This is a genomic window from Pseudomonas sp. 22082 (assembly GCF_052046055.1).
Classification (GTDB): Bacteria; Pseudomonadota; Gammaproteobacteria; order Pseudomonadales; family Pseudomonadaceae; genus Aquipseudomonas; species Aquipseudomonas pharyngis.
In genome coordinates this window covers 79,101-90,837 of the sequence record NZ_JBQEQB010000006.1, presented here as the reverse complement: position 1 = coordinate 90,837, position 11,737 = coordinate 79,101, and the positions used below count along the sequence as shown (strand labels likewise).

Below are 11,737 nucleotides of genomic sequence, written 5' to 3'. Positions count from 1 at the left end.
GTCAATGAGCATGCCCGTGCGCTGTCACATTTTGTCAGCCATGAACCCCAGCAGGTTCTCAAAGAGACGATCGACCTCGGCGACCTGATGTCGCGCCCGCAGGCAGCCATGAACCAGCCCTTCGCCGTAATACAGCGCCGCGTCGACGCCCGCCGCGTTCAGCCGCTCGGCGTAGCGCACACCGTCGTCACGCAGCGGGTCGAACTGGGCCACGGCGATCCAGGCCGGGGGCAAGCCACTGAAGTCCCCGGCCAGCAACGGCATCGCATAAGCGTTCGGCTTCACGGTGCCGCGCAGGTACAGGGCGTGATAGCAATCGACATCGCTGCTGGCGAGCAACGGCGCATCGGCGCATTCGCTGCGTGACGCTAACTGCTCGTCGCCTCCCAGCCCCGGATAGATCAAGACCTGCGCACCCGGCAGCGGCTCGCCGGCATCGCGCAGCGCCAGGCACAGCGCCGCCGCCAGATTGCCCCCGGCGCTGTCGCCCGCCACCAGCATCCGTCCGGGATCGAACCAGAACGGCCCGCTGCGCAGCGCGCGCCAGACGCTCAGGCAATCCTCGAAACCGGCCGGGAACGGATGCTCCGGCGCCAGCCGGTAATCCACCGCCACCACCATTGCCCCGAGCGCCATGGCCAGCTCGCAACAGATGAAGTCATGGGAATCCAGCCCGCCGACCACCCAACCGCCGCCGTGCAGGTACAACACGCACGGCCAGCCACTGGCCGATGGCCGGACAGGCGGGCGATACGAACGCACCGCCACCCCGCTCAACTGGAAATCCACCACCTCCAGACCCGCCGGCCGTTCGGGCGTGAAGGCGCGGCACATGTCGTCATAGGATTTGCGCAATCCGCCGAGGCTGCTGTCATCGCTGGCGAAGCTTTCGGTTCTGGCAACGAACGCCGCCATCGCCGGTGAAAGTGGATAGGTACTCATCAGTTTTTCAGGCTGGCCTGAACCGTGGCCACGCCGTCCTTGCCATCGAAACTGCTGACACCCGCCAGCCAGCGTTGCAGGTCTTCGGGATGCTCACGCAGCCAGGTCTTCGCCACTTCCTGAGGGGTCTTGCGCTCCATGATCGGCACCATCAACTGGCTTTCCTGGGCGGCGGTGAAGGTCAGGTTTTCCAGCAGTCGATGGACGTTAGGGCAGCGCTCGGCGTAGTCCGGCGCGGTGACCGTGGAAACGGTGGCGGCGCCTTCGTTCGGGCCGTAGACGTCTTCGCTGCCGGTCAGGTAGGTGATTTTCATGTTGATGTTCATCGGGTGCGGGGTCCAGCCGACGAATACCACGAACTCTTTGCGGTTCACCGCCCGCTGCACGGCGGCGAGCATGCCGGCCTCACCGGATTCGACGATCTTGAAATCCTTCAGGCCGAAATGGTTGGTTTCGATCATCGTCTTGATCGTGGTGTTGGCGCCGCTGCCGGGCTCGATGCCGTAGATCTTGGCGCCGAGTTGATCCTTGAATTTCGCGATGTCGCCGAAGGTTTTCAGCCCCGCCGCCGCTACGTAATCCGGCACTGCCAACGTCGCCTGGGCGTCGGCCAGGCTGGGCCTGTCCATGACCTTGACCTGATTGGCGGCGAGGAATGGCGCGATGTTCTTGTCCATCGCCGGTTTCCAGTAGCCGAGGAAGATATCCAGACGCTTGTCGCGGATGCCGGCGAAGATGATTTGCTGCACCGCGCTGGTCTGCTTGCTTTCGTAGCCGAGGCCGTTGAGCAGCACGTCGGCCATGCCGCTGGTGGCGATCACGTCGGTCCAGTTGACCACGCCCATGCGCACGGTTTTGCAGGAAGCATCATCGGAAGCCATGGCACCGGCGCTGAGCAGCGCACTGCCGGTCAGGATTAACGCACAACGAGTGAACAGTCTTTTCATGTGGGATCGTCTCGTGCGGCAGCGGGTTATTGTTCGGATCGGTGTCTTCTTGCACCGTGGCCGAAACATTACGCAGCAGACGAGCGGGAAAAGCGAACTGTGGCGACCGGGATTTGCACGGTGGCGACCCCGTTGGAACGCGGAACCCGTGAAAACCCAAAACCCTTGTGGGAGCGGGCTTGCTCCCACAAAGTTATGCGGTATAGCGGGATTTGCCCCAGGCAAGCAGCCCTTGCAGCAATTCCTTCAGCACCACCCGCGTCGGCTCCGCCAGATCGGCGCGGTAGCGGAACGGTTCGAACTCTTCCATGTAGGTGCACTGGCCCAGCTCCAGTTGCACGGCGTGGATGTTTTCCGCCGGGTTGCCGTAGTGACGGGTGATGTGGCCGCCCTTGAAGCGTCCGTTCAGCACATGGCTGTAATCGCCATGGCGGGCGCAGATCGCTTCCAGTTGCGTGGCCAACTGCGGATCGCAACTGGCGCCGTTGAAAGTGCCGAGATTGAAGTCCGGCAGCTTGCCATCGAACAGGTGCGGGATGATCGAGCGGATCGAATGCGCATCGAACAGCAGTGCGTAACCGAACTCGGCTTTTAGCCGCGCCAGCTCTTCCCGCAAGGTGCGGTGATACGGCGTCCAGATCTGCTCCAGATAGGTCGCACGCTCTTCTTTCGACGGCTCCTGCCCGTCCTTGAACAACGGAATGCCATCGAACAGCGTCGCCGGGTACAGCCCGGTGGTGGCGCCGGCGTACAGCGGTTTGTCGTCGGACGGCCGGTTCAGGTCGATGACAAATCGCGAGTACTCGGCCGCCAGGGTGCTGGCGCCCAGTTCGGCGGCGAAATCGTAGAGCTGCGGAATGTGCCAGTCGGTGTCCGGCAGGCTTTTCGCGTCCGGGATCAACCCGGCCTCGACCGCCGGGGTCAGGCGCACACCGGCGTGGGGCATGCTGATCAGCAGCGGCACGCGACCTTGTTTGAAGTTCAGAACCTTATCCACAACCGCTCTCCTACAGACTTGATTCAACGCCGTGACGCACGACGCGTTTGTCCAGTTCACCACCCAGCCAGTACGCCAGATCCGCCGGGCGGTCGATCTGCCAGGCGACAAAATCGGCGACCTTGCCGACTTCCAGCGAACCGTGGGTCTCGGCCATGCCCAAGGCTTGCGCCGCGTGAATCGTGGCGCCGGCCAGGGCTTCCTCCGGGGTCATGCGGAAACAGGTGCAGGCCATGTTCAGCATCAGGCGCAACGACAGCGCCGGCGAGGTGCCGGGGTTGAGGTCGCTGGCGATGGCGATTTTCACCTTGTGTTTGCGCAGGGCGTCCATCGGCGGCAACCGGGTTTCGCGCAGGAAGTAGAACGCGCCCGGCAACAACACCGCGACGGTGTCGGACTCGGCCATGGCGATGGCGTCGGCTTCGTCCATGAACTCCAGGTGATCGGCGGAAAGTGCGTGGTAGCGCGCAGCGAGGCTGGAGCCGTGCAGCGACGACAATTGCTCGGCGTGCAGCTTCACCGGCAGACCGAGTTTTTGCGCGGCGATGAACACCCGCTCGACTTGTTCCGGGGAGAACGCCAGGTATTCGCAGAACGCATCCACCGCATCGACCAGGCCTTCGGCGGCCAGCGCGGGCAGCATCTCGGCGCAGATGTGATCGATGTAATCGTCGGCGCGATCCTGGTATTCCGGCGGCAAGGCATGGGCGGCCAGGCAGGTGCTGCGCACGCTGATCGGCAGCTCGGCGGCGAGGCGACGGATGACCCGCAAAATCTTGCGCTCGCTGGCCAGATCGAGGCCGTAGCCGGACTTCATTTCGATTGTGGTCACGCCGTCGCGCATCAGGCTTTTCAAGCGTTTGGCGGCGCTGGCGAACAGCTCGTCTTCCGAGGCTTCGCGCGTGGCCCGCACAGTGCTGGCGATGCCGCCGCCGGCCGCTGCGATTTCGGCATAGCTGACGCCTTGCAGGCGCTTCTCGAACTCGCCGCTGCGGTTGCCGCCGAACACGGTGTGGGTGTGGCAGTCGATCAGGCCGGGAGTGACCCACGCGCCTTGCAGGTCATTGACCGCCGGGTATTCGCCTGACGGCAATTGGCTGCGCGGGCCGATCCACTCGATGAGTGCACCGGACGTCACGATGGCCGCATCCTCGATGATCGAGTAGATGCCTTGCGCCATGGTTGCGACGTGGCAGTGTTGCCAGAGGGTTTTCATCCCAAGTCCTCGTCTTGCGATCGTTCCCACGCTCTGCGTGGGAACGATCAGTGGTGGTTAAAGGCTCGGCAGCAGTTTCGCCGGAACCAGCTCAGTCAGCACCCGCGAAGCCAGCAGTTCGGTCGCCGCATTGATGTCCGGTGCGAAGAAGCGGTCCTTCTCGTAGAACGGCACTTCGCGACGCAGAATCCCGCGGGCCTGCTCCAGTTTGGTCGAGGTCTTCAGGCCGTTGCGCAGGTCCAGGCCCTGCACCGCCGCCAGCCATTCCACCGCAAGAATCCCGCGCGTGTTCTCGGCCATTTCCCAGAGACGCTTGCCGGCGGCCGGGGCCATCGACACGTGGTCTTCCTGGTTGGCGGAGGTTGGCAGGCTGTCCACCGAATGCGGATGGGACAGCGCCTTGTTTTCGCTGGCCAGGGCCGCAGCGGTCACCTGGGCGATCATGAAGCCGGAATTCACGCCTCCGTTGGCGACGAGGAACGGCGGCAGCTGCGACATGTGCTTGTCCATCATCAGCGAGATACGGCGCTCGCTCAGAGAGCCGATTTCGGCGATGGCCAACGCCATGTTGTCAGCGGCCATGGCCACGGGTTCGGCGTGGAAGTTGCCGCCGGAAATCACGTCGCCTTCGGCCGCGAACACCAGCGGGTTGTCAGACACGGCGTTGGCTTCGATGGCCAGCACTTCGGCGGCCTGGCGGAACTGGGTCAGGCACGCGCCCATGACTTGCGGCTGGCAACGCAGCGAGTACGGATCCTGCACCTTCTCGCAGTTCTGGTGCGAGTCGGAGACTTCGCTGCGCTCGCCCAGCAGATCGCGGTAAGCGGCAGCGGCGTCGATCTGGCCTTTCTGGCCACGGGCAGCGTGGATGCGTGCGTCGAACGGCGAACGCGAACCGAGCACCGCCTCCACCGTCAGACCGCCCAGCGCCAGCGCGCCGGCGAACAGGTCTTCACCTTCGAACAGGCCGCGCAGCGCGAATGCGGTGGAAACCTGAGTACCGTTGAGCAGCGCCAGACCTTCTTTCGCCGCCAGCGTCAGCGGGGTCAGACCGGCGACTTTCAGCGCTTCGGTCGCTTCCATCCACTCGCCCTTGTAGCGCGCCTTGCCCTCGCCCAGCAGCACCAGCGACATGTGCGCCAGCGGTGCCAGGTCGCCGGAGGCACCGACCGAACCTTTCAACGGAATGTGCGGATAGACCTCGGCGTTGATCAACGCGATCAGCGCATCGATCACCACGCGACGGATGCCGGAGAAACCACGGCTGAGGCTGTTGACCTTGAGCACCATGATCAGGCGCACCAGCTCATCGCTGATCGGCTGGCCGACACCGGCGGCGTGGGACAGCACCAGCGAACGCTGGAGGTTTTCCAGGTCTTCGCTGGCGATGCGGGTCGAGGCCAGCAGGCCGAAACCGGTGTTGATGCCGTAGGCGGTGCGATTTTCCGCAAGGATCTGCTCGACGCAGGCCACGCTGGCCTCGATCTGCGCGCTGGCGCTGTTGTCGAGGGTCAGCTTGACCGGGTTCTGATAAACGTCACGCAGTTGGGCCAGGCTCAGTTGGCCGGGGATCAGGTTCAGCGCAGTCATTTTGTGCTCCTTTTGAGAGTTTATTGTTAACTCGCCAGACGCTCCGGAGATGTCCGTTGTCCGTCGCGTCTGCCCTTTTGGGGAGCCGCGCCTTGGCACGCTGGCGTGGGTAGTTTTCAGTGCAAATTCGGTAATGCGTTGTGCAGCAGATCCGTATCTTTCAGAACGCTTGCGGCAGCGGCGATATCCGGCGCCAGCCAGCGGTCCTGATCGTAGGCCGGGACTTTTTCGCGCAGCAGTCGCCAGGCGGTATCGGTGCCCGCGCCGAAGCGCTGTTCCTTGAGAAATTCAAACGCCTGGGCCGCCAGCAGGTACTCGATGGCGAGGATCTGCGTGCAGTTTTCCAGCGCGCGGTACAGCTTCAGCGCGGCGTTGGTGCCCATGCTCAGATGGTCTTCCTGCAGGCCCGAAGTGACGTAATTGTCGAGCACCGCCGGTTGCGCCAACTGGCGGTTTTCCGCGCACAGCGACGCGGCGACGTATTGCACGATCATCATCCCGGAGTTCACCCCCGGATTGGCCACCAGAAACGCCGGCAGGCCGCTGACGTGCGGGTTGATCAGGCGATCCAGACGCCGCTCGGCAATCGAGCCGATTTCGGCCATTGCAATGGCCAGCAGATCCGCCGCCAGCGCCACTGATTGCCCGTGCGGGTTGGCCTGGGACATCACCCGGAAATCGTCCGGCGTGCCCAGCAGCAAAGGGTTGTCGGTGCAGCCGTTGAGTTCGGTTTCGATCTGTTTGATCGCGTGTTCCAGTTGATCGCGGGCGGCGCCGTGCACCTGCGGGATCGAGCGGATGCTCAAGGCATCCTGGGTGCGAATGCCTTTGCTCCCGGCGATCACTTCGCTGCCATCGAGCAAGGCGCGCAGATTGACGCCGACCTGCTGCATGCCCGGATGCGGTTTGAGCGCAATGATCTCGGCATCGAACGCGGCGATCTGGCCGCGCTGGGCTTCGAAACTCATGGCGCCAATCACATCGGCCCATTGCACCAGACGCGTGGCGTCGGCAATCGCCAGGCAACCGAGGCCGGTCATGCACGGCGTACCGTTGACCAGGCACAGACCGTCCTTCGCCCCGAGCTGCACCGGTTGCAGGCCCTCTTCGGCCAGCGCCTGCTGTGCAGACACGATCTGCCCGCGATAGCTGACATTGCCCACGCCCAGCAGCGCGATGCCGATGTGCGCCATGTGGGTCAGGTAACCCACCGAACCCTGGGACGGCACTTGTGGGGTGATACCGCGATTGAGCAGCGCCAGCAGCGCTTCGACCACCCGGCGATGAATGCCGGATTTGCCGTGGCTGTAGTTGCGGATCGCAGCGCACAGGATGGCGCGGGTCTGCTCATCGGCCAGCACCGGACCGACGCCGCAGGCATGGCTGAGCAAGGTGTTGCGCGACAGCTGGCTGAGCTGTTCGTCTTTCAGCGAAACATTGCACAGCGCACCGAGCCCGGTGTTCACGCCATAGGCGCGCTCGCCGCTGGCGACGATGCGCTGGACGATGCCCTGCGCGTTTTCAATGCGCGCCCAGGTCTGGGCCGACAGCTCGAGCTGCGCGCCATGACGAGCGACTGCGACCACATCCTGCCAACGCATCGGAGCGTCGGCGATAACGATTTTTTCAGCCTGGGACATCTAAAACCTCATCCGAACATTGATGCAGCTTTGCCGACGCTTTCGGGGCCGGCCCAGCCAACACAAATCTGTTTAAACCACCGCCGCCCGCCGCTGCACGAAGCGGTCGACATACTCGTCCGCCGGCGAATGCAGGATCTCTTTCGGCGTGCCGACCTGGATCAGGCGGCCGTCCTTGAGGATCGCGATGCGGTTGCCGATGCGCACGGCCTCGTCGAGGTCGTGGGTGATGAAGACGATGGTCTTGTGCAGGGTCTTTTGCAGCTCCAGCAACTGGTCCTGCATCTCGGCGCGGATCAGCGGATCCAGCGCGCTGAACGCTTCGTCCATCAGGATGATGTCGGTGTCCGCTGCCAAGGCGCGGGCCAGGCCCACACGTTGGCGCATGCCGCCGGAGAGCTGGTGCGGGTATTTGTTTTCGTAGCCCTTGAGGCCCACGGTGTTGATCCAGTGCAGCGCGCGTTCCGCGCACAGCTGCTTGATCTCGCCGCGCACTTTCAGGCCGTAGGCGACGTTGTCGAGCACGGTCTTGTGCGGCAGCAGACCGAAGCTCTGGAACACCATGCTGATCTTGTGCCGGCGAAATTCGCGCAGGGCTTCCATGTCGTATTGCAGGATGTCCACGCCGTCCACCAGGATCGCGCCGCTGGTCGGGTCGATCAGGCGGTTGAAGTGACGCACCAGGGTCGATTTGCCGGAGCCGGACAGGCCCATGATCACGAAGATCTCGCCGGTGCCGATGCTCAGGGACAAGTCGTTGACCCCGACCACGCAACCGGTTTCGTTCAGCACCTGATCCTTGGTCTTGCCCTGGCCGACCATCGCCAGAGCGTCCTTGGCGCGGTTGCCGAAAATCTTGAAGACGTTTTTGACTTCGATCTTGCTCACGGTTGCGTTGCTCATTTGCTCACCTCATGCCGTGGCCGACCATACGCCTGGGTAATGCGGTCGATGACCACTGCGAGAATCACGATCGCCAGACCGGCCTCGAGACCGCGTCCGACGTTGAGGGTCTGAATGCCCACCAGCACATCTTCACCCAGGCCACGGGCGCCGATCATCGAGGCGATTACCACCATCGACAGGGCCATCATGGTGGTCTGGTTGATCCCGGCCATGATGCTCGGCAGGGCCAGCGGCAGTTGCACGCCGAACAGTTGCTGCCAGCGGTTGGCACCGAAGGCGTTGATCGCTTCCATCACTTCGCCGTCGACCTGGCGGATGCCCAGATCGGTCAGACGGATCAGCGGCGGCGCGGCGTAGATCACGGTGGCGAAAATCGCCGGCACCTTGCCCAGGCCGAACAGCATCAGCACCGGAATCAGGTACACGAAGCTCGGCATGGTCTGCATGATGTCGAGCAGCGGCATCAGCACCGAACGCAGGCGATTGCTGCGCGCCGAGAGAATCCCCAGCGGTACGCCGATCAGCACCGAAATGACCGTCGCCACCATCATCAGCGCGAGGGTCTGCATCAACTTGTCCCACAGACCGACGGCGCCGACCAGGAACAACAGACCGACGATCACGGCGGTGGTCACGACTTTGCGCGTTGCGTGCCAGGCCACGACGCCGACGATGGCCAGCATCAACCACCACGGTGCGGCGCGCAGCAGGCCTTCAAGATTGACGATGGCCCACAGCAGGGTGTCGGAGATATGGCGGAACACATCGCCATAGTTGGTGACCAGCGCATCGACCCAACCGTTGACCCAGTCGGCGATGGAAAAGGTAAAGCTTTCGGGAAACATAAGCGGCTCTCAATCAGGAAACTCAATCAAGCGATTGCGGCGAACACCCCGGCCAGCCTCTCGGTTGGCCGGGAGGAATTCGACCTACAGCGCCGCGTCGATTTTCTTGGCAGCGTCTTCACTGACCCACGCATGCCAGACCTCAGGATGTTCCTTGAGGAAGATTTTCGCCAGTTTTGGCGACTCGATACGTTCCTTCGCCATGCGGCCCAGGTTCTGGTTCAGCAGGTCGATCGGCAGGTTGACCTTTTCCAGCACGGCCACCAGCTCCGGCGCTTGTTCGTGGAAGGTCTTGGACAGACCGACCTTGATGGTCACGGTCTTGTCGACGCCCGGTTTCTCTTCCAGTTTGACTGCGTCGATCTGGCCCATCAGCGGGGTTGGCGTCCAGTAGTAGAACAGGATCGGCTCGCCACGTTTGTAGCTCGACAGCACGGCCGCATCCAACGCCGGACCAGTGCCCGGGCGGAAGTTGGTGTAGCTGTTTTCCAGGCCGTAGCTTTTCAGCATTTCGCTGTTGTCCAGCTCGCAGGTCCAGCCGGCCGGGCAGTTGTAGAAGCGGCCCTTGGACGGTTCTTCGGCGTCCTTGAAGACGGCGGCGTATTTGCCCAGATCGGCGATGTTTTTCAGGTCCGGTGCCTTCGCTTCGATCTTGCGCTTGGCATCGCCTTCGATCACGTAGCGCGGCACGTACCAGCCTTCCACCGCACCGACCACCGGCGCGCCGACACCGACGACCTTGCCGGCCTTCTCGGCCTTGTTCCAGACCTCGCTGCGGCCGACCCATTCTTCGGCGAAGATCTGGATGTCGTTGCTGCTCAGGGCGTTTTCCATGGTGATGGAGTTGCCCGGCAGGCTGTCGGTCTTGCAGTCGTAACCTTTTTCCAGCACCACTTGCAGAAGGTCGGTCAGCAGCATGCCGCTTTCCCAGTTCAGGCCGGCGAATTTCACCGGTTTGCCGGACTCGCACCAGCCGGCGGCCTGGGTCGCGCCGGCGCTGGCCAGCAGGCCCATGGAAAGCAATGTGGTCAGCAGGGTCTTGTTCGATTTCATTGTTGTGACGCTCCTAATCATGAATTGGCTTACGGCAGTCAAGAGGCATCCAGCCCTGTCCACGTCCAAATCAGGCCTGCGCCGCAGCGCGACCGGCCCCGCTTGTTTTAGGTTGTACAACGCTGTCCTGCTCGACGGGCAGAATCAGTTGATCGGGTACGGTGCCGTGCCATTTTTTCGCGCAGACGTAATACAGCGCTGCGGGCAGCACGAGACCGATGATCCAGGAAATATCCACATCCCCCAGGGCTGCTACCAATGGACCGGTATAGAACTTGGTGGAAATGAACGGCAGTTGCACCAGCACCCCGAACACGTAAACGCTGATACCGAGGATGTTCCAGCGGCCGTAGCGACCGTTCGGATCCGCCAGCGCCGGTACGTCGTAGCGCTCGCGGGTAATGCAGTAGTAGTCCACCAGATTGATCGCGCTCCACGGCGTGAAGAACGCCAGCAGGAACAGGATGAAGGACTTGAACGCACCGAGGAACGAGTGCTGGCCGAGCAGCGCGATCAGGGTCGCCGCGCCGACGATCCCCAGCACGAACACCAGACGCTGCATCCGGGTAACCGTCAGGTGACCACGGAAGCCGCTGATGATGGTCGCGATGCACATGAAGCTGCCGTAGGAGTTCAGGGTGGAGATGGTGACCTTGCCGAACGCGATGCTGAAATACAGCAGCGCGGCGGTGGCACCGGTCCCGCCCAGACCGACGATGTAGGCGACTTCATGACCGGCGAATTGCCCGTTGGCCGAAGCGGCCGCGAACACACCGAGGATCATCGCCACCTGCGCACCAATCACCGAACCGGCACCGGCGGCGAAAAAGGTTTTCACCGAAGACACCTTGCTCGGCAGGTAACGCGAGTAGTCCGCCACGTACGGGCCGAAAGCGATCTGCCAGGAGGCCGCGAGCGACACCGCCAGCAGGAAACTGCTCCAGCTGAAGTGGCGGATTTCCAGAAGTGCGCCGACGTCCACCTGACTCATCAGACGGCTGAACAGGTACACGAAAGCGATCACGCCAATGACACTGGCGATGCGGCCGATCCAGTGGATCACCCGATAGCCGAGCACCGTGACCACGACGATGACGCTGGCGAAAAGCAGGATGCCGACGGTGTCGCTGACCCCGAACAACTGGCCCAGCGCCTGACCGGACAACACCGTTCCGGTGGCGGTGAAGCCGAGGTACATCAGGCACACCAGCACGATCGGAATCGCCGCGCCGTAGACGCCGAACTGCACCCGGCTGGAAATCATCTGCGGCAGGCCAAGCTTCGGCCCTTGCGCCGCGTGCAGCGCCATCACCCCGCCGCCCAGCAGTTGACCGATCAGCAAACCGATCAACGACCAGAACACATCGCCGCCCAGCACCACGGCCAGGGCCCCGGTGACAATCGCAGTGATTTGCAGGTTGGCACCCATCCACAGGGTGAACTGACTGAACAGACGACCGTGTCTTTCCGCTTCCGGGATGTAGTCGATCGAACGCCTTTCGATCAACGGTTTACTGCCTGCACGATCGGTGTTGCCCGCCATGATTCAACCTCTGTGGATTGTTCTGGATTTTGCTGTTTTGGTTCCTGTGGGAGTGAGC

10 protein-coding genes are annotated in these 11,737 nt (G+C 62.9%); all 10 read right to left on the bottom strand.

The features are described 5' to 3' along the window. Window positions 1–24: 24 nt before the first annotated feature. Window positions 25–942 carry an alpha/beta hydrolase gene (locus tag ACTJK9_RS09175; protein WP_440813453.1) on the bottom strand — a complete coding sequence of 306 codons (918 nt, stop codon included), beginning with the start codon at window positions 940–942 and terminating at the stop codon, window positions 25–27. Next, complete coding sequence (locus tag ACTJK9_RS09170) at window positions 942–1,889, bottom strand: choline ABC transporter substrate-binding protein (RefSeq protein WP_440813451.1); 948 nt, start codon at window positions 1,887–1,889, stop codon at window positions 942–944. Before ACTJK9_RS09170 ends, ACTJK9_RS09175 begins: the two co-directional genes overlap by 1 nt. A gap of 193 nt (window positions 1,890–2,082) precedes the next feature. Beyond that, complete coding sequence (gene hutG / locus ACTJK9_RS09165) at window positions 2,083–2,886, bottom strand: N-formylglutamate deformylase (protein WP_085611150.1); 804 nt, start codon at window positions 2,884–2,886, stop codon at window positions 2,083–2,085. A gap of 10 nt (window positions 2,887–2,896) precedes the next feature. Continuing rightward, window positions 2,897–4,102, bottom strand: coding sequence for an imidazolonepropionase (hutI, locus tag ACTJK9_RS09160; protein WP_440813448.1), 1,206 nt, complete (start codon window positions 4,100–4,102; stop codon window positions 2,897–2,899). A gap of 57 nt (window positions 4,103–4,159) precedes the next feature. After that, window positions 4,160–5,692, bottom strand: coding sequence for a histidine ammonia-lyase (gene hutH, locus ACTJK9_RS09155; protein WP_085647999.1), 1,533 nt, complete (start codon window positions 5,690–5,692; stop codon window positions 4,160–4,162). A gap of 116 nt (window positions 5,693–5,808) precedes the next feature. Continuing rightward, window positions 5,809–7,332 (bottom strand): histidine ammonia-lyase, encoded by a 1,524-nt coding sequence (hutH, locus tag ACTJK9_RS09150; RefSeq protein WP_440813444.1) that lies wholly within the window; start codon window positions 7,330–7,332, stop codon window positions 5,809–5,811. A 72-nt stretch (window positions 7,333–7,404) separates the two neighbouring features. Continuing rightward, a complete protein-coding gene (locus tag ACTJK9_RS09145) occupies window positions 7,405–8,235 on the bottom strand; it encodes a quaternary amine ABC transporter ATP-binding protein (protein WP_440813441.1) in 831 nt (276 codons plus the stop codon). Continuing rightward, complete coding sequence (locus tag ACTJK9_RS09140; protein WP_007952475.1) at window positions 8,232–9,083, bottom strand: ABC transporter permease; 852 nt, start codon at window positions 9,081–9,083, stop codon at window positions 8,232–8,234. Before ACTJK9_RS09140 ends, ACTJK9_RS09145 begins: the two co-directional genes overlap by 4 nt. Before the next feature lie 84 nt (window positions 9,084–9,167). Further along, on the bottom strand, window positions 9,168–10,136 hold the full coding sequence (locus ACTJK9_RS09135; protein WP_085611155.1) for an ABC transporter substrate-binding protein: 969 nt from the start codon (window positions 10,134–10,136) through the stop codon (window positions 9,168–9,170). A gap of 70 nt (window positions 10,137–10,206) precedes the next feature. Next, window positions 10,207–11,679, bottom strand: a complete 1,473-nt coding sequence (locus ACTJK9_RS09130; protein WP_440813438.1) for a purine-cytosine permease family protein — start codon at window positions 11,677–11,679, stop codon at window positions 10,207–10,209. Between the last annotated feature and the right edge of the window lie 58 nt (window positions 11,680–11,737).